Consider the following 26,340-nt stretch of genomic DNA (forward strand, 5'->3'; position numbering starts at 1 on the left):
GGCCGACACCGCCGCGCCCACCGCGACACCGGCCAGCGCGGCGGCCGCCGCGAGGGCCGCGCCCGGGTGGCGGGCGGCCAGCGCCTGCGGCGAGCGCGGGTGGGAGACGTCATCGAAGGCGCCGTGCGCCCCGAAGTCGCGGCCGTCGTCCATCCGGTCCACCGGCCGCCACAGGTTGTGCGGCCGGTCGGCGGGTACGGGCTCCGCGGTCTGCTGCGAGTCGTACCCGGTACGCGCCAGGTAGCGGTCCAGCAGCCCCGCCGCCACCTTGTTGCCCAGGATCGTCGCCACCGTGGAGGCGCCCACGTAGAACTGCTTGCGCCGGGGGTGCGCCGCCGCGTGGACGACCGCCCGGGCGGCCACCTCGGGCTGGTAGATCGGCGGCACGGGCTGCGGGTGCCGCGGCAGCCGGGCCAGCACCCAGGAGAACTGCGGGGTGTTGACCGCGGGCATCTGCACCACCGTGACGTGCACGTTGCTGCCGCGGTGCATCAGCTCCGTGCGGACCGAGGAGGTGAAGCCGTTGACGGCGTGCTTGGCGCCGCAGTAGGCGGACTGGAGCGGGATCGACCGCTCCCCGAGCGCGGAGCCGACCTGCACCACCGTTCCGCGGTCGCGCGGCAGCATGCGGGCCAGCGCCTCCCGCGTGCCGTTGACGTAACCCAGGTACGCCACCTCCGTCACCCGGCGGAACTCGTCCGGGGCGATGTCGGTGAACTGGGCGAAGACCGAGGTGAAGGCCACGTTCACCCACACGTCGATCGGTCCGAACGCCTCCTCCACCGCGTCGGCCGCCGCCGTGACCGCGCGGTGGTCGGCCACGTCGGTGGGTACCGCCACCGCCTCGCCGCCCAGCTCGCACACTTCGGCCGCCGCGGCCGCGTGCCAGCAGCCCGATCCGCGCACCGCGCCGCGCGAACTCCCGTACTGTCGCCCGCCCGATGCCGCCACTGGCACCGGTGACGACCACCGTCTGCCGCGGCCGCTCCCGCGGGTGGTCCGCCACCCCGTCGCCCGTCGATGCCTCGCTCATGACCGCGTGTCCCCTTCCGTCCGCGGAAAGCGGTGTGGCCGACGGATGCCCGCTCCGGCGCACGGCATGCACCCGCCCGCAGCGTCCGCCATCCGGGGGCCAGTGGGCCTAGCACACCGCCACCGGGGCACCCGCCCGCCACGGGGTGCTGCCGAGCCCGGCCGAGCCGTGCTGCCGCGCGACGCCTTCTTCGGCCGTGTCGAGCAGGTGCCCTGAGGGCAGGCGGTGGGCCGCATCGCCGCCGGGATGCTCACGCCGCACCCGGGTCCCCGGGCCGTTCCCCTCAGGCGCCTTCCCGCAAAGCGTCCAGGCGGCGGCGGGCCGGGCCGAGGGCGCGGGGGCGTGGGGCGCCGCGCCAGGGGTCGGCGGCTGCCAGCTCGTCGGCGTCAGCGAGGGTCCAGCGGCGGGCGGTCACCTCGGGATCGTCCACGTCGTCCCAGGCCAGCGGGGCTGCGACCGGTGCGCCTTGCAGGGACCGGACGGCGTATGGGGCGACGGAGGTCTGGCCGTAGCCGTTGCGCTGCATGTCCAGGTAGAGGCGGCCGCGGCGGGCGGCCTTGCGCGGTTCGGTGGTGAGGGTGCGCGGGTGGCGCGCCGCCAGCAGGCCGGCCGCGTCGCGCGCGAACGCCCTGACCTCGTCCACGGAGGACTTGGCGTCCAACGCGACGAGCACGTGCAGCCCGCGTGACCCGGTCGTCATCACCGTCGAGGGCAGCTCCAGCTCGTCCAGCAGGCCGTGCACCTGCCGTGCGGCCGCCCGTACCGGGGCGAAGTCGGCGTCCGGCGGGTCGAGGTCGAAGACCAGGCGGTCCGGGTACTCCGCCCGGTCCGCGCGGGACAGGAAGCGGTGCAGCGTCACGCACGCCTGGCCGGCCAGGTAGACCAGCGTCGCGGTGTCGTCGCAGAGCGTGTAGGTGACCGTGCCGCCCTCCTTGGGCAGCGCGGCGCGATGCACCCAGTCCGGCACGTACGCCGGCGTGTCCTTCTGCATGAAGCCCTGGCCGTCGATGCCGTCCGGGTGGCGTTCCAGCATGAGCGGCCGCCCGCGTAGCTGCGGCACCATCCGCGGGGCCACAGTCCTGTAGTACGCCGCCACGTCCGCCTTGGTCAGGCCGTCCGCGGGGAAGAGCACCTTGCCGGGGCGGCCGATCCGTACCGTGCGGCGGCCCGCTCGTACCGTCTCGTACGGGGTACCGCTCATCGCCGGCGCCTCCTCGTCCCCTTCCGGGACCATGTGCCCACGTGCCCGGGTCACGCCGGGGCGGACCAGGTGGCCGCCTCGCCCGCCTCGGCCGCCGCCCGCATCTGGCCGAGCGTGCGGCCGCTGAGGGCGGACCGCGCGCGCCGCGGGTCGGGCGTGGGATGCCGGCCTGCCTGCGGGTCCGCGCGCTTGACCAGCAGCCACGCCTCTCGGCCGCCGTCGTGGGGGCCGCGGAAGCGGGTCAGCGAGTAGCCGCCGTGCAGCTTGCGGCCCGCGAGCCGGAAGGACACATGGCCGCGCTCGACGCCCTCGGCGAGCGGCACCGGACGGCCGCGCCGGTCCTCGGTGAGGTTCTCGTACGTGCCCTCGTCCCAGACGATGACGGTGCCCGCACCGTACTCACCCCGGGTGATGCCGCCTTCGAAGGCGCGGTAGTCCAGCGGGTGGTCCTCGGTCGGCATCGCGAGCCGCTTGTCGTGCGGGTCGTCGGACGGGCCTTTCGGCACCGCCCACGACTTCAGCACCCCGTCTGCTTCCAGCCGGAAGTCGAAGTGCAGGGTCGAGGCGTCGTGGATCTGCACGACGAAGGACGGCTCGCCCTCCTCCCGCCCGGCGCCTGCCCCGCCGCGCCCCGCGGGCTCGGGCGACTTCGAGAAGTCCCGCCGGTGACGGTACGTGTCAAGCGTGTCCTTGGGGGCCATGGCACGCCCTCCTCCCGTCCGCTCTCCCCGCGCGTACCCGCCTGGCCCGCGGATATCCGTCCAGGACAGCGCCGCCCCGGCACGCCGGAACCGGGCGCAACCGATGGATTTCCGTCCCGTGACCACGCAGGGCGCCGCCTGCCGGACACCCATCCGGAACCAACTGGGCCTCAAGTCACTTGTCGCACACTGTCGTCGGTCGCACAAAGGATCTTCGTTCACCTGTTCGCCCACCGCCTCCCGCACCCTCCGCGCGGCACTGCGGAGGGGGCCGTTCCGCGGCTCCGGCGTCCGGTTGCGGAGCTTCCCCCGGCGGCCGCCGACCGTGCGGCACATGGACGGTGTGCCGCTCATCGTCTTCACTTGGGGGAGTCTGTGATCAAGCGCAGGTCATTACTGCTGGGCGGCGCGGTGGCGGCGACGGGCGCCGCGAGCGCCACCGGCGCAGGCGTGCTCCTGCTCTCCGCGCCGCCGAGCAGCGCCGCGGCCGCCGTGGGCATCGACCCGGGAAGCATCGCCAAATACGTCCTGAAGATGCCCGTGCTGCCCGATCTGCGTCCGCACGGGGCGTCGATCACGACGGACTACTACCGGATGACCATGGAGGAGGCCTACCGGGAGGTCATCCCCGGCTTCCAGACCAAGGTCAACACCTACAACGGTCACTTCCCGGGGCCGGTGATCAACGCGTGGTCCGGACGGCGGGTGGTGATCACGCAGACCAACCGGCTCGGCGTCCCCACCTCGGTCCACCTGCACGGCGCGCACGTGCCGTCCTCCAGCGACGGGGGGCCGATGGACCTGATAGCCCCCGGCGGCGGTACGAAGACGTACACCTACCCGAACAAGCAGGCGCACGCCAACCTCTGGTTCCACGACCACGCCCACCACCTGGAGTCCGAGACCGTCTTCCGCGGTCTGACCGGGACCTACCTGCTCAGGGACGAGGTCGAGGCGCGGCTCGGCCTGCCGTCGGGGCAGTACGACATCCCCCTCTCGGTGCGGGACGCCCGCTTCGACGACTCCGGCCAGTTCCTCTTCCAGATGGACGACTTCTTCAACCGCCAGGTCGTTCTCACCAACGGCAAGGCGTGGCCGTACTTCGAGGTGGCGGCCAGGAAGTACCGCTTCCGGATCTTCAACACCGCCAACCTGCGGAGCTTCCAGTTCGCCCTCGCCGACAACTCGCCGTTCACGCTGATCGGCACCGACGGCGGGCTGCTGGCCGCCCCGTACACCACGCAGTCGGTGCTGCTGTCGCCGGGCGAGCGCGCCGACATCGTGATCGACTTCTCGCGCTACCCGGTGGGTACCGAGCTGGAGTTGAGGAACATCATCCCGCAGGCCCCCGGGACGCCGCCCGACGTCTCCCAGGTCCTGCAGTTCCGCGTCACCCGCACCGAGCGGGACCACAGCGTGGTCCCGGCGAAGCTGCGTACGCTGCCCGCGCTGCCGCCGGCCACGGTGGAGCGCTCGTTCAGCCTGCTCATGGACGAGTCGTCGCCCGAGCCGGCGTGGGCGTACATCAACGGCAAGGAGTACGACCCCGACCGCGTCGACACCACGATCGCCTACGACACCACGGAGATCTGGACGGTCACCAACGCCAACAAGATCGCGCCGCACAACTTCCACATCCACCTCGTGCAGTTCCGGGTGCTCGAACGCAACGGCGTGGCGGTCACCGAGGGTGCGGAGAGCGGGCTGAAGGACACGGTCTTCCTGCGGGCGGGCGAGACGGTGAAGCTGCAGGCCACCTTTACCGGCTACCGCGGTGTCTACCTCTACCACTGCCACCTGTTCGACCACGCGTCGATGGGCATGATGGCGCAGATGGAGGTCGTCTGATCCGGTCCCGCCGCTGCGGCGGCGGGTGAGGGAAGGCCTCGCGGCGGGTACGTTCTGCGGCCCGCCGCGGCGGCCCGTCCTGCCGTCCACCGGGTTCGAGCCGATGATCGTTGATCTTCTTGTTCTGCCTGGTGGCCACGGGTTAAAGTCCCCCCGGGGCCGCCCCCTCCTGTGGGGGATCACTGCAAGTGGGGGACATGGCAGACAGCATCGACGCGCCCGCGAAGGGTGCGGGTGAGTGGGGGCAGGCCGTCACCGCCCTGGTACTGGTGGGGGCACTCGGTGCCGGTCTGTGGGCCTACGAGAGGACGGCGTCGTCCGCCGACAGCACTCCCGTGGCCGCCACCTGTTCGAGCGCGACGCCGGCGAAGGCGTCCCCGTACCTCACCGCGACGCAGCTGTGCGAGGTGCTGAACCGCCCGGACCTCGCCGAACTGCTGGGGACACCGGGGGAGATCGCGAAGTCCACCGGCAGCAGCGGCGCCGGCCTCAAGGCCGCCGGCGGCGAGGACATCCCCAATCCCTCGGCCCAGGTCCAGCTGGACACCTACACGGTGAACCTGGCCGCCAGCTACGACCACCTCTCGGTGGCCGAGTACGCGGAGCTCTTCAAGGGCGACGGCACGCACAAGCAGACGGTCCTGGGCCGCACCGCGGTCTCTTACTCGGACCGCACCATGAGCCTGAGCTTCCGGCTCGACGGCGGCGACAGCCGCAGCCGGCCCGGCGTCATGGCCCGCTCCCTGCTGGTGGCCCGAGACGCCGAGGACAGCGGCGGCTCCTTCGAGCTGAGCCTGTGGCGCGCGGACGGCGTGGTGCCGGACGACGCGATGCTGGCCCGCCTCGCCCAGACGCTGCTCCCCACGCTCCCGGGGTGGGACGCCGAGGTGTGAAGGCCCGGGCTCCGCGGCCGGACCCGTTCGGCGGCACTGCCGCTGCGCGGGTGACCGGACGCGGAGACGATGAGGCATGGCCATGTCCGAGTCTCCCGTCGAGGACGTCGGCGGAGCGGTTCTCTTCGGCGTCGACGGCACCTTGATGGACACCGTCTACCTGCACACCGTCGCCTGGGCCGAGGCCCTTCGGCAGCGGGGCCGGCTGGTCCCGGCGGCCCTGGTCCACCGCAACATCGGCATGGGCACCGACGCCCTGCTGGACGCGCTGCTGGGCACGGACCGGGACCGCGGCGGGGACGCGGCGCTCAGCGCCGCCCACGACACCCTCTACGCGCAGTACTGGTCCCGGGTGGTCCCGCTGCCCGGAGCGCACGACCTGGTGCGGGCCTGTGCCGTACGCGGCTGGCAGGTGGTGCTCGCCTCGTCCGCGACGCGTGGGGAGGCCGAGGTGATGGTCCGGGCGCTGGGCGCCGGTGACGTGATCGCCGCGGTCGCCACCTCCGCCGACGTGCCGCCCGGCGAGCCCGCCCCCGACGTGGTGCGGCTGGCGCTGGCCAAGGCCGGCGTGCCCGCCGAGCGCGCACTCTTCGTCGGCGCCGCCGCCTGGGACGGCCAGGCGGCGGCGAAGGCGGGCGTCCGCTGCCTGGGCGTGCTCACCGGCGGCTGGACCCGCCACGAGCTGCACGAGGCCGGCATGGACGCCGTCTACGACTCGCCCGCGGAACTCCTCGCCCGCCTCGACGACAGCCTCCTCGCCGCCCCGCCCGGCTGGGCGTGACCGCCGCACGCAGGACCGTCAGGGGGCCGGTCGCCGTCGACGATGAGCCCCCGTGGCCGCACACCGGCACGGGTGGCCACCCTTGACGTGCGGCCGCCGGGGGGCCGCACGGCGGTGGGGCCCGCCGTACCCGACCGCGGCGCCGTCGCCGACGCGGGCCTGAGCGTCGCGGCGGGCCTGGGAACCGCCTCCGCCGGTGCCGCACTCGCCCAAGTGCTCCTGTGAACGGAGTGTTTGACCCTCACGCGGCGTCATACCGCATAGTCGGCGACGTGGAAGAGCATCTGACCGTGGGACGTGTGGCCGAGCTGGCCGGCGTGACCGTCCGCACCCTGCACCACTACGACGAGATCGGGCTCGTACAGCCGTCCGCGCGGACCGCGGCCGGATACCGGGCCTACGCGGCGGGCGACGTGGAGCGGCTGCGGGAGGTGCTCGCCTACCGCCGGCTGGGTTTCGGACTGCGCGAGATCGCGCGTCTGGTCGACGACCCGGCCACCGACGCGGTCGCGCACCTGCGCCGGCTGCGCGGCCTGCTGCTGGAGCAGCGCGACCGCGCAGCCGCCATGGTGACGGCCATCGACAGGGAACTGGAGGCACGCGCAATGGGGATCAAGACACCGCCGGAGGAGCAACTGAAGGTGTTCGGTGCGCAGTTGTACGACACCATCGGGTCCGCCTACCCGGCGACGCGGCGCACCGAGCCGCGGATCGCCGCCCGGGTCTGGGAGGCACTGGGGGACGCGCGCACGGTACTGAACGTCGGGGCCGGCACCGGCTCCTACGAGCCCACCGACCGCGACGTCACGGCGGTGGAGCCGTCGGCGGTCATGCGCGCGCAGCGCCCCGCCGGCGCGGCGCCGTGCGTGGCCGCCGCCGCGGAGAGCCTCCCGTTCGAGGACCAGTCCTTCGACGCCGCGATGGCCTTCAGCACCGTTCACCACTGGCAGGACCCGATCGCCGGGCTGCGCGAGATGCGCCGGGTGGCACGCCGCGTGGTGGTGTTCACCTACGACGCAAGCGACCCCGGACGGCGCGAGCGGTTCTGGCTCACCCGCGACTACCTGCCCGAATTCGCCGACCTCCTCGTCGGCTGGCCCTCGCTGGCCGACCTGGCCGGCGCGATCGGGGGCCGCGCCGAGCCGGTGCTCGTGCCGTGGGACTGCGCCGACGGCTTCTTCGAGGCGTACTGGCGCCGGCCCGAGGCGTATCTGGACGAGCAGGTCCGCCGTGCGGTGTCGGTGTGGACCAGGGTCGGGCCGCAGGCCGAGCAGCGGGCGGTGGACGGCCTGCGCGACGACCTCTCCTCGGGCCGGTGGGCCGAGCGCAACCGCGACCTGGTCGCGCTCGACGCGGCGGAACTCGGCCTCCGCCTGCTCGTGGCCTGAACAGACCGGCCGTCAGGAAGGCACGGCGCGGGGGCGCAGGACCATGAGCGAGTCCTCCAAGGCCGCCACCATGGCGAAGGGAAACCGGTCGAGCTCAAGGCAGAGCGCGACGTCGTCAGGATGGGCTCCCTGCCGCACCCCCTCCGCCAGTTCGGCCGCCGCCCGCGACTCGGCAGCGCGGCGGAGGAACCCGGCGGCGTCCGTCTCCGGCTCGATGACCCTGCGCGCGATGTACTGGGCGCACGCCAGGTCCTCCTCGGCCTGCCCGTCCTCGCCGGTGACCACGAACGTGACGCTGTCGCTCCCGCGCGCCCGCAGCACCCGGGCCGTCGCCTCCGCCACGACGAAGCCGGCGCACAGCACCAGCGACGCGTCCTTGACGGCGAGGGCGCCGACCGTCCCCGCTGTGGTCTTCTGCACGACGGTCCGCCCGCCGAGGTCCACCGACCGCAGCAGGCCCGGCGAGTTGGCCAGGTCGAACCCGGGCACGGGCGGCCCGTCCTTGAGCGCCAACCGATCCGGGTGGCCGTCCTTGAGCGCCAGAGCGTCCTCCAGCGACTCGGCGAGGAGGATCTTCTCCGCACCCCGGGCGAAAGCCCAGGCGGCCACGGTGTACGCACGCATGACGTCGACGACGACCGCCACGGAAGGGGCGTCGGCCAGCTCGGCGATACCAGCGAAACGGGCGTCCATACGCTCATGATCTCGCACGCCCGCCCCGCCCCGGCGCGGCCGGACCGTGCGCCACATCACATCGGCGGTCGCCGCGCAACACCCCGCGGGGCGCGCGGGGGTGGGCGGCAGCCGGGCGCAGGACGTACGCTGCGACCCTACGAACGGCCGCACGGGAGGCGATCACCCTGCTCACGCTGGATCTGCACCCGATCTTCCGCAACAACCGCGACATCGACGTCGCGTTGCGCCAGACGCTGTTCAAGGCCGCCGCCACCGGTGTCGACGTCGTGCAGATCATCCCGGGCAAGGGGACGGGCCGGCTGAGGCAGCGGGTGCTGGCCGTGCTGTCCCAGAAGCACATCAAGAAGCTCTACGCCCGGGTGGAGACCGACCCGTCCAACCCCGGCCGGATCCTCGTCCACCTCCGCTGAGACCTGGTGCGGACGGCTCCTGCACAGCCGCCGAGAGCTCGCTCGGCGGCCGAGCGTGACGCGCTGCCGCGGGGGGCGGGTCATCGAGGCGGAGGCCGCCTTTGCCCCGGGGCCGGGCGCCGCCTAAGGTCCTGGTCATGAGCGCGAAGCACCCCGGCCCCGTGGTTCTTACCGGCCGCACGATACGGCTGGAGCCCCTGACGCCGGACCACTTGGGCGACCTCTTCCTCGCCGGTGGCGGGGACGAGGAGGTGTGGCGGTGGCAGGGCGGCCCGGCGCCGCGTACGCAGGCCGAGCTGGCCGAGCGGATGCGGAGCGTGCTGGAGGGGCCTTACGTGGCCTTCGCCGTCGTCCACACGGAGTCTGGCCGGGCCATCGGCTGGACCACATACATGGACATCGACACCGCCGACGAGCGGCTGGAGATCGGCTGGACGTGGTACGGCCGGGCGTACTGGCGCAGCTCCGTCAACACCGAGGCGAAGCTCCTGCTGCTGACCCACGCCTTCGAGGATCTGGGCATGGGCCGCGTCCAGCTCAAGACCGACCACATGAACCTCCGCTCGCAGAAAGCGATCGCCCGCCTGGGCGCGCAGCGCGAGGGCGTCCTGCGCCGCCACCGGCTCCGCCCGGACGGCACCTGGCGCGACAGCGTCTACTTCTCGATCCTCCAGGACGAGTGGCCCGCGGCCAAGGCGGGGCTCGTCGCCCGGCTGGACGCCCACGCGGGCTGACCCGCGGCTGACGCCCGTGACCAGTACACCTTGTCGAGCCGGGGCACCCGGCTCGACAAGGTGTCGCCGCATGCGGTCAGCGATCGGACACCGGAGATGTCCCGTAGCCCTGGGCCGTCACCTCCAGGTCACCCGTGTGCCGGGCGGCGAGCGGACAGGAGATGGTCACCTCGCGCTCCTCACCGGGCAGCAGCCACAGGTAGTTGTCCGAGTAGATCGCGGGCAGCACCCGGTCGCCCGTGTGCCGGTCGCGCAGTGACAGCCGGACCATCGGCGCCACGGTACGTCCCTCGTTGCGGACCGTCACCGTGACGGAGGCCTGCCCGGCGCGCTGCGTGGTCCGGCCCCGCGACACCTTGAGCCTGGACCCTGACAGGTCGTTGAGGGCCTGCATGTCCGCCGGCCGGTCGTAGCGCCAGTACGTGTTCTCCGACAGCACCCGGCCGTCGGCCCGGGTCAGGCGCAGCCGCACCAGGTGCAGGGGGTGGTCGCCGTCGGGACTGGCCACCGTGGAGACCGGTGCCGTGGCGGAGGACGATACGTCGACCGTCTGCCGCTGCGGGGCCGCCAGCTGGTTCCCGGACAGGTCCATGACCTCGATCCCGACCACCGCGTCCCGCAGCGCCTCGGGTGTGTGGTTGACCGCGACGACCTTCCAGTCCCGCGGATCGGCCTGCACGTGGTGCGCCTCGCAGCCGGCGCGGGCGCCGTAGTAGCTGCCGTTGACGTCCAGGTCGTAGTCGTACGTCTGCCACACGGTGCTGTGCCAGGCCGGGTTGGACATCCACAGCAGCAGACCGCTCGCGTCCTGCCAGAGGTTGGCGTTCCACGCCTCGAACATCGCGCGCATGGACTCGTAGTTGACGAACTGCGCCTTGGCGCAGAACTCCTCCAACGACGAGGACGTCCCCAGGCGCTCGTCGATGGCCGCCTCGTAGCTCTGCGGGTTCTGGCCGCCGCGCTCCAGCCAGTCGTGGTGGTTCCACACCAGGCCGATGGGCCACTCCTTCTCGCCGTCGACGAGGTTGCGCAGGTGGCGGGGTCGTAGAGGTCGGCGTGTCCGGCGGAGCGGTCGCGGAAGTACTCCGCCTCCTCGCTCAGGCGCTGCCGGTCCGCGGCCGAGGTGGCGGGTTGCTTCGCCATCTTCTCGGCCATGGCGGCGATCGCGGAGTCGTTGACGTATCCGTCGATCGACCAGGAGTAACCCGCCGAGACGTCGTTGGGGACGTAGCCGAGGAAGGTCGAGCGCTCCAGGCCGTCCCGTCCGACGCTGCTGTCGGGGGGACGGACGGTGGCGTTCTTCAGCGCCGCGTCGTACGTGTCCTCGGCGTCGATTCCCGGTACGCCCTTGGTGTAGGCGTCGGCCAGGGCGGCGTCGGAGTTCGTACCGGTCATCACGCGGGCGTAACCGGGGGAGGACCAGGGGGAGATCCAGCCGCCGAACGCCTGGATCTCCGGCAGGTTCTGGGCGTCGTTCTGCTGGTTGTAGCTGTAGATCGTGCCGAGGGAGCCGGCGTCGGTCTCCGGCGTCCAGAAGTTGAAGCCGTTGGGGACCGCTGTGGCGGGGAAGTTGTTGCCGCGCGAGTAGTCACCGCTGGACTGGGTACCGCGGGTGGTGACGGCCCAGTCTGCCGGGGACGTGCGCTTCTGCTCGGCCGGGTGGCCGTCGAGGGATATGTCGTCCACCCAGCCGGCCACGTCCGACGGCCCCTTCGGCCCGTCGTAGGTGAGCAGGACCCGGTCGACGGTGCGGCCCTTCGCCACCCGGCCGATGTCCGCCGCACGCCGGTTCCACTGCAGCGGGAGGACGGTCTTGGCGTCGCCCTGGGCGCGGGCGGCCAGCGGATCGCCGTTCTTGTCCCTGACAGGCAGGTCACTGAGCGGCGAGCCGTCCGTGAACTCCAGGTCGACGGCGACGTAGGTGCTCGCGTAGTCGACCTTGTTCTCGTCGAAGTCGGGGAAGAGCAGGTACGACAGCTCGGTGTGCGGGCCGACCCGCACGTCGACGTCGGACACGACGGTGGTGGCGTGGGCTGGGCCGTCGGCCTCGTGGCGGCCCGAGTAGTGCAGCGCGTTCAAGCCGGTGAATCCCACGTCGGCCTTCGCCGCGTAGGCCCGGTCCGGTCCGTCGTCCACGACGGTGCGCAGTCCCGGCTCGCCGGTGCCGGGCCGGACCACGCCGGAGGCGTCGGGCCTGCCGTCGGTGCCGGTGGCCGGATTCCCGTCCGGCTGGGGCTCGTTCGGCTCGAACGAGCTGTGCCAGCCCGTGTCCGCATTCGGTGGCAGGCCCGTTGCGGCGTTCGCCCCGCCGACTGCGGGAGCGGCCAGGAGGGCCAGACCCAGCAGGCCGACCGTCAACGTGGAACGGCTGTGGTGCCGTCTTCTTCGCGGTGTTGGTGATGGCATGCGGCGGCCCTCCGGGAGCCACGCGGCGCACCTCGCGTGACAACGTTGTCAGATGGGGTTTTGAGTCAGTGTTGACCTTGTGGCGGAAAGGAGTCAAGAGGCGTGCGGCGACTGGCGCGCTGCCCCGCCTCGGTCAGTTCGGCTGGTGGGGGCCGCGATTGCCGTCCGGCAGCGGGCTGCCGGCAGCCCGGGGCGGCCCGCGCGGCCGGTGGTTCCGGGCGCACGGGTTTCGGCGGTCCGTGGGATGTGGTGCCGGTCGGAGAAGCCGGGGTCCGGCGAGACGGCATGCACCCGTGCGGCGGATTCCGTGAGGGGTCTGCGCCGTTGGTGGCGGCAGGGCTGGAGCCGGACTCGGAATCGTTGCCGGAGCCCGTGCGCGGCGGCGGCCTGGCGTAGGCCGGTGAGTGAGCCGACGAGCGATGTGTACAACGATGTAGAAGGATCTCGGGGATCGGTGCCCGACTGCCGGGAGAGGTCCTGGCGACGGTCCGCGAAGCGACCGGTGGCAGCGGTCCCGGGGCCGGCGAGCGGGCGCGGCGGGCTCAAAAGGTGGAATACCAGCGGAAAAACGTTGGCCGACAGCGTGTCAGAGCGGTGGTCGGACAGCTGCGCGGCAGAGCAACAGGCCGCGGGTGATGAGCAGTTCTGTCACCGGGGGTGGACACGCCGCGAGCGCTGTGCTGTCATCGTGCTGCCCCGCGTTACATCGTTGAACAGAGCGATCAAGGGCGGCGCCGTACCTCTTGCTCCCCCCTTGCGTACCGCCCGCGGCCCGTTCCCTCGGCACCTTGTCCAGCCGGGACGGTGTCCCACGACGTACCCGTCCGGCCGGCGTCGCGGAGCCGGCCGCGCGGCCCGCAGTGCCCCTTTGCGGCCCACCCGGCCGAACACGGCTCCCACCCCCCACCGTTGAAGGAGCATGACATGCACAGAACGACGAGAAGACTCGTAACGAGACCCCGCACCGCGCTCCCCGTGAGCGTCCGCACGCCGGGGTCCGCCGCCGTGCTGCGCAACGTCGTCACATCCGTCATGGCGGTGCTCACGGTGCTGCTGGCGACGCTGGCCGCGCTCCCGGGGTCCGCCCAGGCCGCCGGCTCGCTGCCGTGCGACATCTACGGTTCCGCGGGGACTCCGTGCGTGGCGGCGCACAGTTCTACCCGTGCGCTGTTCTCCGCCTACAACGGCCCGCTCTACCAGGTCACCCGGGCTTCGGACGGTGCCGCGAGCGACATCGGGCTGCTGGCCCAGGGCGGTTACTCGAACGCCGCGGCGCAGGACTCCTTCTGCGCCGACACCACGTGCCGCATCACCAAGGTCTACGACCAGACGAGCCGCCACAACGACCTCGCCATCAGCCCGGCCGGTACGGCCGGCGGCGCGGACCGCGGTGCGGACGCCGGCGAGATCGCGGTCAGCGCCGGCGGCCACAAGGTCTACGGCATCTGGATCTCGCCGGGAGTGGGCTACCGCTACCTCGGCGTCGCGTCGGGCGTCGCTGTCAACGGGCAGCCCGAGGGCGTCTACATGGTGGCCAGCGGCACCCACGTGGGGTCGGACTGCTGCTTCGACTACGGCAACGCCGAGCGGACCCCGGCCGACACCGGCAACGGCCACATGGATGCCGTGAGCATCGCCACCACCTGCTACTTCCAGCCGTGCACCGGATCCGGTCCGTGGATCGAGGCGGACATGGAGAACGGCATGTTCCAGGGCGACAACGGCTCCAACACCGCCAACCTCGGCAACAACAGCCCGTTCGTGACGGCGGTGCTGAAGAACAACGGGCAGACGACGTACGCGATCAAGGGCGGCAACTCGCAGTCCGGCGGGCTGAGCACCTGGTGGAACGGCGGGCTGCCGACCCGCGGCGGCTACCGGCCCATGCAGCAGGAGGGCGGCATCATCCTGGGCACCGGCGGTGACAACAGCAACCGCAACATGGGCACCTTCTTCGAGGGTGTGATGGTCGCCGGCTACCCGACGGACGCCGCCGAGAACGCGGTGCAGGCCAATGTCGTCTCGGTCGGCTACGCGGGTCAGACGAACGTCCCGAACGGCCCGCAGGACACCATCACAGGCCCCGGCGGCAAGTGCGTCGACGCCGCCGCGGACGACACCGGCGCCAACGGCGCCGCTGTGCAGCTGTGGGACTGCCAGTCCTACGCCGAGGACCAGCACTGGACGCACAACGCCAACGGCTCGCTGAGCACCACAGGAAAGTGCCTGGACATCAACGGCAACGGAACGGCGGCCGGCGCCCAGGTCGAGCTGTGGGACTGCAACGGCGTCGGCGGCCAGAAGTGGCTGCAGCGCTCGGACGGCTCGCTGTTCAACCCGCAGTCCGGCCGGTGCCTCGACTCGCCGAACGGCAACACCGGCAACGGCACCCGGCTGCAGATCTGGGACTGCAACGGCTCCGCGGCACAGAAGTTCGCCGTCAACGCGGGAGCTCCCGTCGCCGCCCCGGGCGGCAAATGCGTCGACGTCGCCGCGGACGACACCGGCGGCAACACCTCGGCCGTGCAGCTGTGGGACTGCCAGTCCTGGGCCGTCGACCAGCACTGGGCGCAGGGGGCGGGCGGCTCGCTGCGCACGCTGGGCCGCTGCCTCGACATCAACGGCAACGGGACCGCGAACGGTACCCAGGTCGAGCTGTGGGACTGCAACGGCGCCGGCGGCCAGGTCTGGCAGCAGCGCTCGGACGGCTCGCTGTTCAACCCGCAGTCCGGCCGCTGCCTCGACACGCCCAGCGGCAACACCGCCAACGGGACGAGGCTGCAGATCTGGGACTGCAACGGCAGCGCGGCGCAGAAGTTCACGCTGAGCTGAGTGGCACCGGGCCGCGCTGACGGCCGCCCGCCTTCCACGGCAGGCGGCCGTCAGCGCGGCCTTCACCGATGCGCGGCAGATGCATGCCTTCCGCTGAGGAGTGAGCCCAGCCGTACGCGTGCTGTCAGCCGTACCGGTGGGCCGGACATGCGTCACCTCTTCGAAGCGGATGCGGGAGCGGGGAGGCCGGCGGCCCGGCGGAGGAGCGGTGGCGCACACCCCGCCCGGGATGGTTGCGCAACCATCACCCGGCGTCGACAGTGTTGCCCCGCCCCCGGCGCCCGTCAAGGGTCCGCGCCGCACTTCCCGTTCCGAGCCTTGACGGCCGCCCCGATGCGGTGCCAGCATCACCGCAGCCAAGATGTTTACGTAAACGTCGGCCGCCGTGAGCGGCCCGTGTTTGCGCAACACTCCCGCCTGCGCTCAGCAGGCGGACGCCTTCGCCACACGATGTCAGGGATCAGCAATGGCCGTCATTTCACCGCCCGGGATCGGGAAGCGGAGCGCCCCCGGGCTCTCCCCGCCCGGCCGCGCAGCGTCCCGCAGGCACTGGGCGGGCTGGGGCTTCGTGAGCCCCTTCCTGATCGTCTTCGCGCTGGTCTTCCTGGCACCGATCGGCTACTCGGTCTATCTGAGCCTCTACCGCAGCCAGCTGATCGGCGGCACCCGCTTCGTCGGCCTCGACAACTACCAGCAGGCCTTCGGCGACCACGAGTTCTGGTCGGGCCTGGGCCGGGTCGGGCTCTTCCTGCTGGTCCAGGTGCCGGTCATGCTCGGCGTCGCCCTGCTGGTCGCGCTGGCACTGGACAGCGGGCGGCTCTACGGCAGGAGCTTCTTCCGGATCTCGATCTTCCTGCCGTACGCGGTGCCCGCCGTGGTGGCGTCCCTGATGTGGGGCTTCATGTACGGCAAGCGCTTCGGGCTGGTCGCGAGCATCAACGAGCACCTGCACACCTCGCTGCCCGACCCGCTCGCGCCCGGATGGGTGCTGGCCAGCATCGGCAACATCGTCACCTGGGAGTTCGTCGGCTACAACATGCTCATCTTCTACGCGGCGCTGCGGGTGATCCCCGGCTCGCTCTACGAGGCCGCCGAGATCGACGGCGCCGGGCAGTGGCGGATCATCGCGGCCATCAAACTCCCGGCCATCCGCGGCGCCCTGGTGATCGCCACCGTCTTCTCGATCATCGGCAGCTTCCAGCTGTTCAACGAGCCGAGCATCCTCAAGAGCCTGGCCCCGAACGCGATCACCACCTACTTCACCCCGAACTACTACACGTACTCGCTGTCCTTCGCCGGACAGCAGCACAACTACGCGGCCACCGTCGCGATCGTCATGGGCCTGGTCACGATGGTCGTCGCCTACGCCGTCCAACTGCGCGGCATGCGCAAGGAGGTGTGAGCGGCATGAGTGCCACCAGCCACGTACCGGACACCGTCGCCCCGGCGGCAGGCTCCCCGACCGCCAGGCCCCGGCGCGCCCTGCGCGCCGGCCGGGCCGGCCGCCGCCACTCGCCGGGCCGGCCCCGGCGCAGCGTGCTGCTGACCGGGCTGACCGCGGTCGTCACCCTCTACTCGCTGCTGCCACTCGGCTGGCTGCTGATCAACGCCACCAAGACGCAGCCGCGGCTGCTGGACTCCTTCGGCCTGTGGTTCAGCGGGCACTTCGCGCTGTGGGACAACGTCCGCGAGACCTTCACCTACGACGACCACATCTTCGTCCGCTGGCTGCTCAACACGCTGCTGTGCGTACTGCTCGGCGCGGGTGGCGCCACCTTCCTCGCGGTGCTCGGCGGCTACGGTCTGGCCAAGTTCGACTTCGCCGGGCGGCGGGCGGTCTTCGCCGTGGTCATCGGCGCGGTCGCGGTGCCCGGCGCGGCACTCGCGGTGCCGACCTTCCTGATGTTCAGCAAGATCGGCCTGACCGACACCCCCTGGGCGGTGATCATCCCCTCGCTGATCTCGCCGTTCGGCCTGTACCTGATGTGGGTGTTCGCCGCGGAGGCGATCCCGGAGGAACTGCTGGAGGCCGCCCGCATGGACGGCGCCGGGGAGATCAGGACGTTCTTCCGGATCAGCCTGCCGCTGCTGGCTCCCGGCATCGTCACCGTGCTGCTGTTCACCACGGTCGCCACCTGGAACAACTACTTCCTGCCGCTGATCATGATCAGGAACCCGCACTGGTACCCGCTCACCCTGGGCCTGAACTCGTGGAACCAGCAGGCCGCGACCGTCGGCGGCCAGCCGGTGTTCCACCTGGTGATCACCGGCTCGCTGCTCACCATCGTCCCGCTGATCGCGGCCTTCCTGCTGCTCCAGCGGTACTGGCAGTCCGGCCTGGCCGCCGGAAGCGTCAAGGAGTGAAGGACCGGCACCGCCCGCCGGTTCCCCCGCCGTCCGCCCGACCCCTCACCGGCCGCACGCCGTGCGGCTCCGCCCTGTCCACACACCATCACGCACAACGGAGTGACACGAGATGACGAACAAGCTACTGCGCCGCTGGGCGCCGGGCATCGCGGTGGCCGCCGCGGCGGCGCTGGGGCTGACGGCCTGCGGGTCGGGGGGATCGGGCTCCGACTCGGGCACCGACGCCGACGCGGTCACCTCCGCGCTCGCCAAGGGCGGCTCGATCACGGTGTGGGCGTGGGAGCCGACCCTCAAGCAGGTGGTCACCGACTTCCAGGCCAAGTACCCCAAGGTGCACGTGAACCTGGTCAACGCCGGTACGGGCAACGACCAGTACACCGCGCTGCAGAACGCCGTGGGGGCCGGCAAGGGGGTCCCGGACGTCGCCCAGATCGAGTACTTCGCGCTGAGCCAGTTCGCGCTCGGCAAGTCGGTCACCGACCTGAGCCCGTACGGCGCCAAGGACCTGGCGAAGACGTACTCGCCCGGCCCGTGGAACGCGGTGAACATCGACGGCGGGGTCTACGGCCTGCCGATGGACTCGGGGCCGATGGCGCTGTTCTACAACAAGAAGGTCTTCGACAAGTACCACCTGCCGGTCCCCACCACCTGGGACCAGTACCTCGACGACGCGCGCAAGCTCCACCAGGCCGACCCGAAGGCGTACATCACCAGCGACACCGGTGACGCCGGTATGACCACCAGCCTGATCTGGCAGGCCGGCGGCAAGCCCTACGCGATCGACGGCACCAAGGTCTCGGTCGGCTTCGACGGCGACGCGGGCACCGCCGCCTTCACCAAGGTGTGGCAGCCGCTGATCTCCGAGCACCTGCTCTCGCCCGTGGTCCCCTGGAGCGACCAGTGGTACAAGGGCCTCGGCGACGGCACCATAGCGACGCTGGCCACCGGCGCGTGGATGCCCGCCAACTTCACCACCGGCGTCAAGGGCGCGTCCGGCGACTGGCGGGCGGCGCCGCTGCCGCAGTGGAAGGACGGCCAGCACGCCAGCGCCGAGAACGGCGGAAGCTCGCTCGCGGTGATGAAGGCAGGCGGCAACAAGGCCCTCGCCTACGCGTTCCTGCAGTACGCGGCCCAGGGCGCGGGCGTCCAGGCCAGGATCAAGGGCGGCGCCTTCCCTGCCACCACCGCGGACCTGGACTCGCAGGCCTTCCTCGACACCGCCTTCCCCTACTTCGGCGGGCAGCAGGCGAACAAGATCTTCTCGCAGTCGGCCAAGGACGTGCTGCCCGGCTGGTCGTACCTGCCCTACCAGGTCTACGCCAACTCCATCTTCAACGACACCGTCGGCAAGGCGTACGTCTCCGGCACCACCCTGACCGACGGTCTGAAGAGCTGGCAGGACAAGTCGGTCGACTACGGCAAGCAGCAGGGCTTCAACATCGGCTGACGCCGCCGTCCCGGCAGGTCGCGGGGAGTGCGGCGCCCGCACCCCCGCGACCTACAATTTCGGTTCACGGCATGCCCGGCGAACCATGTATGAGGTGCGAGCAGCAAGTGGACAGCAGCAACACGGCCGGTACGGAAGACAGCGGCGCCCCTGAGGCCCGCCGCAGGCGCGGCGCGTCCATGGCGGACGTCGCCCAACTGGCCGGGGTGTCCGCGCAGACCGTCTCGCGGGTCTCCAACGGCTACGCCGGAGTCCTGGAGTCCACCCGGCAGCAGGTGCTCCAGGCGATGAAGGAACTGGGTTACCGGCCCAACAGCGCGGCCCGCGCGCTGAAGAGCGGGCAGTTCCACACCATCGGCGTGATCACGTTCAACCTGTCCAGCACCGGCAACACCCGCACGATCGAGGCGATCGCGACCTCGGCGGCGGAGGAGGGCTACGCCACCACCCTGCTTCCGGTGGCCGTCCCGACCCAGGACAGCGTGCGCGGGGCGTTCACCAGGCTGGGAGAGCTGGCCGTGGACGGCATCGTCATCCTCATGGAGGTCCACCTGCTGGACGCGGTGACGGTCGCGCTGCCGCCCAACGCCCATGTGGTGGTCGCCGACTCCAACGCGGGCGACCGCTACTGCGTGGTGGACACCGACCAGGTCGGCGGGGCGCGCGCGGCCGTGCAGCACCTGCTCGACCTCGGGCACGGCACGGTGTGGCACGTGGCAGGACCGGCCGACTCGTTCTCCGCCGAGCGCCGGGTGGGTGCCTGGCGCTCGGCGCTGGAAGCCGGCGGCGGAGCGGTGCCGGAACCGCTGCGGGGCGACTGGTCGGCGGAGTCCGGCTACCGCGCCGGGCTGCGGCTGGCCGGGGAGGCGGGCTGCACGGCGGTCTTCGTGGCCAACGACCAGATGGCGCTGGGCGTGCTGCGCGCGCTGCACGAGCGGGGGCGGCGGGTGCCGCAGGACATCAGCGTCGTCGGCTTCGACGACATCCCCGAGACCGCCTCCTTCCTGCCGCCGCTGACCACCGTGCACCAGGACTTCTCCGAGGTCGGCCGCCGCTGCGTCGACGGCGTGCTGCGGCAGATCCGCAACGACCAGGAGGAGACCGGCACCACACTGGTCCCCACCCGCCTGGTGGTACGGGCGAGCACCGCGCCGCCGCCCGCCGCCGGCTGACCACCCGCACCCACCTGCGAAGAGCCGTGCCTTGACAGCCGGTTGGGCATTGACCAGACTCCAGCATGGTTACGCAAACATCGGATCTTGCCCCCACCGTCCACCCTTTCGGAAGACCGCCCACCCCTTCGGGAGAACAGGCAGACCACCATGCCCGAACTGCAGACAGCCGCCGACGGCTTCCTCCTGGACGGTGAGCCGTTCCGCATCCTCTCCGGCGCGCTGCACTACTTCCGCGTCCACCCGGACCACTGGCAGGACCGGCTGCGCAAGGCGCGCGGCATGGGCCTGAACACCGTCGACACCTACATCCCGTGGAATCTGCACGAACCCGTCCGAGGCAGCCTGCGGATGGCCGGCGGGATCGACCTGCCGCGCTTCCTCGACCTCGCCGCGGCCGAGGGCCTGCACGTCCTGCTGCGACCGGGACCGTACATCTGCGGCGAGTGGGAGGGCGGCGGGCTGCCGTCCTGGCTGCTCGCGGAGCCGGGGGTGCGGCTGCGCAGCACCGACCCGCGCTATCTGGACGCCGTGGACGACTACTTCGGCAGGCTACTGCCGCTCCTCGACCCGTATCTGTCCACCCGGGGCGGGCCGGTGATCGCGGTGCAGGTCGAGAACGAGTACGGCGCCTACGGCGACGACCGCGACTACCTGGAGCACCTGGCGGGCCTGCTGCGCCGGCACGGTGTCGACGTGCCGCTGTTCACCTGCGACCAGCCGGGCGACCTGGCCCGCGGCGGCCTGCCCGGGGTGCTCGCCACCGTCAACTTCGGCAGCGGCGCGGACGGCAACCTGGCGCTGCTGCGCGCCCACCAGCCGCAGGGGCCGCTCATGGTCACCGAGTTCTGGAACGGCTGGTTCGACCGCTGGGGCGGCATCCACACCACCCGGCCCGCCGCCGACGCCGCCGCGCAACTCGACACCGTGCTGGCGGCCGGCGCCAGCGTCAGCTTCTACATGTTCCACGGCGGCACCAACTTCGGCTTCACCAACGGCGCCAACGACAAGCACACCTACCGGGCCACCGTCACCTCCTACGACTACGACGCGCCGCTGACCGAGGCGGGCGACCCCACCCCGAAGTACGCCGCCTTCCGCGAGGTCATCGCCCGGCACGCGCCCGTCCCCGACATGCCCCTGCCGGCGCCGTCGAAGAAGCTCAACGTGCTGGACGTGCGCCTGCCGCAGAGCGCGCCGCTGCTGGCCGCGGCCGGCCTGCTCGGCCCCGGGGTGTCCGCGGAGCGGCCGCGCACCATGGAGGAACTGGGCCAGGACTTCGGCTTCGTGCTGTACTCGGCCGCCCTGCCCGCGGCGGGTCCTGTGACGCTGGAGGTGGACGGCGTCGCAGACCGGGCGCAGGTCTTCGTCGAAGGACAGCCGGCCGGCGTCCTGGAACGGGAGAGCCACCACCGAGCCCTGGCCTTCACCTCACCGGCGCCCGGCGCGCGCCTCGACCTGCTGGTGGAGAACCAGGGCCGGGTCAACTACGGCCAGGGCATCCATGACCGCAAGGGCATCCTCGGCGACGTGCGCGTCAACGGGCGCCGCCTGCAGGAGTGGACCAGCCGCCCGCTGGACCTCGCCGACCTGGCGCCGCTGGCCTTCGGCAGGACGGACGCCCCGCCGGTGGGACCCGCCTTCCACCGCGGCGTCCTCGCCCTGGAGGAGGCCGCGGACACGTATCTCGACCTCACCGGCTGGACCAAGGGCAACGCCTGGATCAACGGCTTCCACCTGGGCCGCTACTGGTCACGCGGACCGCAGAGCCGGCTGTACGTCCCCGGTCCCGTACTGCGGGCCGGCGACAACGAGATCGTCGTCCTGGAACTGCACGCCACCACCCGGATGTCCGTCGACCTGCGGGACACCCCCGACCTGGGGCCGACCGAGGAGTGAGCGGGCCGGCCGCGGTGTGACCGACCGCCGCACCGTGCCGGGCCGGTCCGCGGGGACCGGCCCGGCACGGTGAGGTGCCGTCAGGCCAGGCCGGCCGACTTCAGCCAGGCCTGGGCGACGTCCAGCGGGTCCTTCTTCTGGTTCTGCACCTGGTCGTCCAGGTCGAGCAGCGTCTTGGTGTCGAGCTTCGCCGACACCGCGTTCAGCGCCGCCACACCGTCCGGGGACAGTCCGGTCTTGGACACCATGGGCTGGACGTTCGCGAAGCCGAACAGCTTCTTCGGGTCCTGCAGGACCACGAACTTCTCCCGCGCCACCGACGCGTCGGTGCTGAAGACGTCGGCGGCCTGCACGTCGTTGTTCTTCAGCGCCGCCACGGTGAGCGGACCGCCCGCGTCGAGTGCCTTGTACGACTTGGGGACCAGCCCGTACACCGACTTGAGGCCGACCAGGCCCTGCTGCCGCTGCTGGAACTCCGGCGAGCCGCCGACGACGATCTGGGAGCCGACCTTCGCCAGGTCGGCGATGGTGGACTGGGACGTCAGGTGGTATTTCGCGGCGGTCGCCGCGTTGACCGTGACGGAGTCCTTGTCCTCGGCCGCGGCCGGGTCGAGCATGGTCAGCTTCGCGTCGAGCTTCGCCTCGATCGCGGCGGTGGCGGCCTCCACCGAGGTGGGCGCCGCGGCCTTGTCGAGGAAGGCGAGGAGCGAGCCGTTGTACTCCGGCAGCACCGTCACCGAACCGTTCTTGAGCAGACCGTAGGTGATCTCCCGGGTGCCGATGTCCGGCTTGTAGCTGACCTTGATCCCCTTTGCCTTGAGCGCCTCGCCGTAGACGTCCATCAGCAGGACGCTCTCGGCGAAGTTGTTCGAGCCGACGACCACCGTGTCACCGGCCGCGGGCGCTCCCGCCAGCGGGTCCTTGGGCTTGCCCTTGCCGCTGTCGGACGACGAGGACGGCGACGAGGAGGAGTCGGAGGAGTCGGAACAGCCCGCGAGAAGCGCCGCGGCCGTGGTGGCGGCGAGGATGATCGCCGCTACGCGCATGTGTCGAGGGCCAGTGTGGGTGCTCTGCGTGTGTGAAGTCACTATTCCCATTTCCGGGGCTGGGTTCGGAGGGCGTTCAGTTGCCCTCCGAACGTCGGTTCCGTACCTCAACTGATCCAATCCAGCGGGCTCAAACCGAGTCAAGGCCGTCCGGGTCACCGATAGGTATCGATGCCCTGGTTCACTGTTCAACGGCCGCCCCGCACGCCGGGGGAGACCGCCAGCCGGCCGATCAGCCAGAACAGCGCGATCATCGCCAGCGCCAGACCCACGATCAGGGTCGCACCGCCCACCACGATCTCGTAGTCGCGCTGGGAGAGCCCGTCGATGATGAACCGTCCGAGCCCGCCGAGCGAGACGATCGCGGCGATGGCGGTCGTCGAGACCACCTGGATCGCCGCGGAGCGCAGCCCGCTGAGGATCAGCGGCAGCGCGACCGGCAGTTCGACCTGGAAGAGCACCGCGACAGGGCCCATGCCCATCCCGCGCGCGGCGTCGACCGGCGCGGGGTCGACGGTGCGCATCGCCTCGTAGGAGGTCACCAGGATCGGCGGTACGGCCAGCGCGACCAGCGGGATCATCACCGGGGTGAGCCCGATGCCCAGCCAGAAGAACATCAGCACCAGCAGCCCGTAACTCGGCAGCGCCCGGGCCGCGGTGGCGATCAGCGCCAGCGCGTTGCCGCCGCGCCCGGTGTGGCCGGTGATCAGGCCCGCCGGCAAGGCGATGCCCGCGGCGATGCCCAGCGCCATGAACGAGTACTGCAGATGCTCAAGCACCCGGTGCGGGATGCCGTACTGGCCGTGCCAGTGCGCGCTGTCCCGGAAGAAGTCGCTGATGAACTGGAAGATGCTCATGCGGCGGTGTCCTCCAGGGTGGGCCGGGCGGCCGGCTCGACCGCCGCGGTGCGCGCCGCGCGGCGGGCCGCCCGGTCGCCGCGCGGCATCCACGGCGTCAGCGCCATCCGCAGCAGCACCAGGGCGATGTCCAGCAGGACGGCGAGCGCAGCGGTGGTGACCACCGAGTTCAACGCGAGTTCGGAGCGGTGGTAGAGGATGGCATCCTGGAGCAGGTTGCCCAGCGCGCCCTGGTTGCCGATCAGCGCGCCGACACTGACCAGGCTGATGCTGGAGGCCACCGCGACCCGCAGCCCGGCGATGATCGCCGGTACCGCGATGGGCAGTTGCACCTTCAGATAGCGCTGCACAGGCCCGAACCCCATGGCGGTGGCGGCCGACATGGTCTCCTGCGGCACCGATCTGACGCCGTCGACGATGGCCGGCACCAGCAGCACCAGGCTGTAGACGGTCAGCGGGATCACCACGGTGGTCCTGGTCGCACCGGTGTAGTCGATGAGGAAGATGAAGAAGGCCAGCGACGGGATCGCGTACAGCACGGTCGTGATCCACAGCACCGGCGGGTACAGCCAGGAGAAGCGCACGCACAACTGGCCCAGCGGCAGCGCCACCGCGAGCCCGATCGCCACCGGGATCAGGGCCTCCTCGATGTGCAGGCCGACCAGGCCGAAGTAGGAGTTCTGCAGGTCGCTGGGTATGTCGAAGAAGCCGGGGCCGCTCATGTGGCCGCCCCCGCCTTGGTGATCGAGGCCCGGCCGGCGCCGCCGCCGTCCCGGTGCTCGGCGTGCGCGCTGCGGATGGCGGCGCCGATGGTCTCCTGCGAGACCACCCCGGCCACCTTCCCCTCGCCGTCCACCGCGACCGCCCACCCGGTGGGGGAGAGCACCGCGCAGTCCAGCGCGTCCCGCAGCGACTCGCGCCCGGCCGCGAACGGCCGTCCGTACGGCAGCAGCCGGCCGACCGCGACCTTGTCGGCGCCGCCCGCCGCGTCCTGCGGCGCCACCCAGCCGAGCGGCTTGCCCTCGGCGTCGGTGAGCAGCAGGTACGGCGACCCGGCCGCCGTGGCGCGCGCGACCTGCTCGGCGTCCGCGTCCACCGCGACGACCGGTTCCGCGGTCAGCTGCAGGCCGTCCGAGGTGAAGAACGACAGCCGCCGGATACCGCGGTCGGTGCCGAGGAAGTCCTCGACGAAGGCGTCGGCGGGCGAGCTGAGCAGCTCGTCGGGCGGGGCGAACTGGGCGAGCCTGCCGCCGGTCCGCATCACCGCGATCATGTCGCCGATCTTGATGGCCTCGTCGATGTCGTGCGTGACGAAGACGATCGTCTTGCCCAGCTCCTGCTGGATACGCAGCAGTTCCGCCTGCAGGCTCTTGCGGACGATCGGGTCGACCGCGGAGAACGGCTCGTCCATCAGCAGCACCGGCGGATCGGCCGCGAGCGCCCTGGCCACCCCGACCCGCTGCTGCTGCCCGCCGGAGAGCTGGTACGGATAGCGCCGGGCCAGCGACTCGTCGAGGCCGACCCGGCCCATCAGCTCCCTGGCCCGCTCCCTGGCCTTGCGGCGGTCCCAGCCGAGCATCCGCGGCACGGTCGCGATGTTGTCCACGATCGTGCGGTGCTGGAAGAGCCCGGCGTTCTGGATGACGTAGCCCATCGAGCGGCGCAGCGCGTTGACCGGCTGCTCGGTGATGTCCGAACCGTCCAGCAGGATGCGGCCGGACGTCGGTTCGACCATCCGGTTGACCATGCGCAAGGTGGTGGTCTTCCCGCATCCCGACGGTCCCACCAGTACGGTGATCGACCCGTCCGGGATGTCCAGCGACAGGTTGTCGACCGCTGTCGTGCCGTCGGGGTAGCGCTTGGTAACTGACTCTATCTGTATCAAAGTGCCGAATACCCCTCGGGATCGGGCATGGACGGCCTGTCTCCGGTCACCTTCGAACAGGCCGGTGCCTGGAGAGTTTAGACTGCGGGCTTCCCCGGCGGTCAGGGCGTCACTTCGCCGGCGGCGCCTGCTCCCCCTCCGCGGCCAGGGCCGTTCCCTCGCTCCGGCCTTCCTCCTCGCCTTCCGGATGCTCGGCCTGCAAACTGCGCCAGGCTCCCCTTCGGGGTCAGCCCGCACAGCAGCGAGGCCCCGGCGAAGACCACCACCCCGAGCACCACCAACCTGCGGTGCCCCATGGTGTCGGCCAGCCGCCCGCCCCGCCACCGGGCGCGGGCACGAATGCCACCACGTTGTGCCGGCCGCGGGCGCGACGCCACCCGGCCGGCGGGCAGGTCACCCGGATGCCGAGGCCGGGTGACCTGCCCGCCGCTCCTGCGGGGAGTCTCAGCCGGTGATCAGGTCGAACTGCTCCCAGCCGCCGATGGTGGCCCGGTTGGCGATCAGGGGGGAGGCTCCGGCGTTCTCGGCGGTGACGTACATTGCGTTGATTTGGGCTTTGAGGCTGATGGTGCCGTTGGGGTTGTGGAGGAGTTGGAAGGTTTCCCAGGCGCCTGCGGTGGTGCGGTTGGCGATCAGGGGGGAGGCGCCGGCGTTGTCGGCGCAGACGACGAGGTTGTTGGCGTGGGCGCGCAGTGCGATGTTGCCGCTGCCGAGGTCGAGCAGGTCGAACTGTTCCCAGGGGCC

At 71.6% G+C, this 26,340-nt stretch carries 22 protein-coding genes and 2 pseudogenes; 13 read left to right on the plus strand and 11 right to left on the minus strand.

Features of this window, described 5'->3' with window-relative positions:
- The 3 genes and pseudogenes from NFU81_RS37280 to NFU81_RS37290 form a co-directional block, all read right to left on the minus strand.
- Positions 1-1,033: pseudogene (locus tag NFU81_RS37280) on the minus strand (SDR family oxidoreductase); the annotation flags it as partial.
- Positions 1,034-1,316: 283 nt separating this feature from the next.
- Complete coding sequence (gene ligD, locus NFU81_RS37285) at positions 1,317-2,234, minus strand: non-homologous end-joining DNA ligase (protein ID WP_251500605.1); 918 nt, start codon at positions 2,232-2,234, stop codon at positions 1,317-1,319.
- 50 nt (positions 2,235-2,284) lie between these two features.
- Positions 2,285-2,935, minus strand: a complete 651-nt coding sequence (locus tag NFU81_RS37290; RefSeq protein WP_251500608.1) for a DNA polymerase ligase N-terminal domain-containing protein — start codon at positions 2,933-2,935, stop codon at positions 2,285-2,287.
- 363 nt (positions 2,936-3,298) lie between these two features.
- Here NFU81_RS37290 and NFU81_RS37295 point away from each other — a divergent pair, with 363 nt between their 5' ends.
- The 5 genes from NFU81_RS37295 (at position 3,299) to NFU81_RS37315 (ending at position 7,845) form a co-directional block, all read left to right on the plus strand.
- Positions 3,299-4,783: a multicopper oxidase family protein gene (locus tag NFU81_RS37295; RefSeq protein WP_251500611.1), complete on the plus strand. Its 1,485-nt coding sequence runs from the start codon at positions 3,299-3,301 to the stop codon at positions 4,781-4,783.
- A 197-nt stretch (positions 4,784-4,980) separates the two neighbouring features.
- Positions 4,981-5,676: a DUF6215 domain-containing protein gene (locus NFU81_RS37300; protein ID WP_251500614.1), complete on the plus strand. Its 696-nt coding sequence runs from the start codon at positions 4,981-4,983 to the stop codon at positions 5,674-5,676.
- 82 nt (positions 5,677-5,758) lie between these two features.
- Positions 5,759-6,457, plus strand: coding sequence for an HAD family hydrolase (locus NFU81_RS37305; protein ID WP_251500617.1), 699 nt, complete (start codon positions 5,759-5,761; stop codon positions 6,455-6,457).
- Between the two features lie 72 nt (positions 6,458-6,529).
- Positions 6,530-6,682, plus strand: coding sequence for a hypothetical protein (locus NFU81_RS37310; RefSeq protein WP_251500620.1), 153 nt, complete (start codon positions 6,530-6,532; stop codon positions 6,680-6,682).
- A 74-nt stretch (positions 6,683-6,756) separates the two neighbouring features.
- Positions 6,757-7,845 (plus strand): MerR family transcriptional regulator, encoded by a 1,089-nt coding sequence (locus NFU81_RS37315; protein ID WP_251500654.1) that lies wholly within the window; start codon positions 6,757-6,759, stop codon positions 7,843-7,845.
- A 12-nt stretch (positions 7,846-7,857) separates the two neighbouring features.
- Here NFU81_RS37315 and NFU81_RS37320 read toward each other — a convergent pair whose 3' ends face one another.
- Positions 7,858-8,538, minus strand: a complete 681-nt coding sequence (locus NFU81_RS37320) for a 2-phosphosulfolactate phosphatase (RefSeq protein WP_303657551.1) — start codon at positions 8,536-8,538, stop codon at positions 7,858-7,860.
- 182 nt (positions 8,539-8,720) lie between these two features.
- On the opposite strand from NFU81_RS37320, the gene NFU81_RS37325 reads away from it, so the two are divergent.
- Positions 8,721-8,951: a Smr/MutS family protein gene (locus NFU81_RS37325; protein WP_274038099.1), complete on the plus strand. Its 231-nt coding sequence runs from the start codon at positions 8,721-8,723 to the stop codon at positions 8,949-8,951.
- 137 nt (positions 8,952-9,088) lie between these two features.
- Positions 9,089-9,685, plus strand: a complete 597-nt coding sequence (locus NFU81_RS37330; protein WP_251500625.1) for a GNAT family N-acetyltransferase — start codon at positions 9,089-9,091, stop codon at positions 9,683-9,685.
- 76 nt (positions 9,686-9,761) lie between these two features.
- Here the strand turns inward: NFU81_RS37330 and NFU81_RS37335 are convergent, their stop codons facing one another.
- Positions 9,762-10,673 carry a glycoside hydrolase family 2 protein gene (locus tag NFU81_RS37335; protein WP_251500629.1) on the minus strand — a complete coding sequence of 304 codons (912 nt, stop codon included), beginning with the start codon at positions 10,671-10,673 and terminating at the stop codon, positions 9,762-9,764.
- A 47-nt stretch (positions 10,674-10,720) separates the two neighbouring features.
- Positions 10,721-12,091: pseudogene (locus NFU81_RS41530) on the minus strand (glycoside hydrolase domain-containing protein); the annotation flags it as partial.
- 1,032 nt (positions 12,092-13,123) lie between these two features.
- On the opposite strand from NFU81_RS41530, the gene NFU81_RS37340 reads away from it, so the two are divergent.
- The 6 genes from NFU81_RS37340 to NFU81_RS37365 all read left to right on the plus strand — a co-directional run bounded on the left by NFU81_RS37340 (position 13,124) and on the right by NFU81_RS37365 (position 21,808).
- Positions 13,124-14,923: an arabinofuranosidase catalytic domain-containing protein gene (locus NFU81_RS37340; protein ID WP_251500660.1), complete on the plus strand. Its 1,800-nt coding sequence runs from the start codon at positions 13,124-13,126 to the stop codon at positions 14,921-14,923.
- Between the two features lie 466 nt (positions 14,924-15,389).
- The gene (locus NFU81_RS37345) at positions 15,390-16,325 is read left to right on the plus strand and encodes a carbohydrate ABC transporter permease (protein WP_251500632.1); all 936 of its coding nucleotides are present in this window, start codon (positions 15,390-15,392) and stop codon (positions 16,323-16,325) included.
- A gap of 5 nt (positions 16,326-16,330) precedes the next feature.
- Positions 16,331-17,287: a carbohydrate ABC transporter permease gene (locus tag NFU81_RS37350; RefSeq protein WP_251500635.1), complete on the plus strand. Its 957-nt coding sequence runs from the start codon at positions 16,331-16,333 to the stop codon at positions 17,285-17,287.
- 112 nt (positions 17,288-17,399) lie between these two features.
- Positions 17,400-18,737: an ABC transporter substrate-binding protein gene (locus NFU81_RS37355; protein WP_251500638.1), complete on the plus strand. Its 1,338-nt coding sequence runs from the start codon at positions 17,400-17,402 to the stop codon at positions 18,735-18,737.
- 179 nt (positions 18,738-18,916) lie between these two features.
- The gene (locus NFU81_RS37360; protein ID WP_251500662.1) at positions 18,917-19,909 is read left to right on the plus strand and encodes a LacI family DNA-binding transcriptional regulator; all 993 of its coding nucleotides are present in this window, start codon (positions 18,917-18,919) and stop codon (positions 19,907-19,909) included.
- Between the two features lie 150 nt (positions 19,910-20,059).
- The gene (locus NFU81_RS37365) at positions 20,060-21,808 is read left to right on the plus strand and encodes a glycoside hydrolase family 35 protein (protein ID WP_251500641.1); all 1,749 of its coding nucleotides are present in this window, start codon (positions 20,060-20,062) and stop codon (positions 21,806-21,808) included.
- 80 nt (positions 21,809-21,888) lie between these two features.
- Here NFU81_RS37365 and NFU81_RS37370 read toward each other — a convergent pair whose 3' ends face one another.
- The 5 genes from NFU81_RS37370 to NFU81_RS37390 all read right to left on the minus strand — a co-directional run.
- Positions 21,889-22,854, minus strand: a complete 966-nt coding sequence (locus tag NFU81_RS37370) for an ABC transporter substrate-binding protein (RefSeq protein ID WP_251500643.1) — start codon at positions 22,852-22,854, stop codon at positions 21,889-21,891.
- A gap of 188 nt (positions 22,855-23,042) precedes the next feature.
- Positions 23,043-23,711, minus strand: coding sequence for an ABC transporter permease (locus tag NFU81_RS37375; RefSeq protein ID WP_251500646.1), 669 nt, complete (start codon positions 23,709-23,711; stop codon positions 23,043-23,045).
- Complete coding sequence (locus NFU81_RS37380) at positions 23,708-24,433, minus strand: ABC transporter permease (protein ID WP_251500649.1); 726 nt, start codon at positions 24,431-24,433, stop codon at positions 23,708-23,710. Before NFU81_RS37380 ends, NFU81_RS37375 begins: the two co-directional genes overlap by 4 nt.
- A complete protein-coding gene (locus NFU81_RS37385) occupies positions 24,430-25,596 on the minus strand; it encodes an ABC transporter ATP-binding protein (RefSeq protein WP_251500651.1) in 1,167 nt (388 codons plus the stop codon). Before NFU81_RS37385 ends, NFU81_RS37380 begins: the two co-directional genes overlap by 4 nt.
- A gap of 444 nt (positions 25,597-26,040) precedes the next feature.
- A partial coding sequence (locus tag NFU81_RS37390) for a fascin domain-containing protein (RefSeq protein ID WP_422665387.1) occupies positions 26,041-26,340 on the minus strand: 300 nt, incomplete at its 5' end.

This window comes from Actinacidiphila cocklensis, assembly GCF_907177275.1.
In the GTDB taxonomy this organism is placed as follows: Bacteria; Actinomycetota; Actinomycetes; order Streptomycetales; family Streptomycetaceae; genus Actinacidiphila; species Actinacidiphila cocklensis.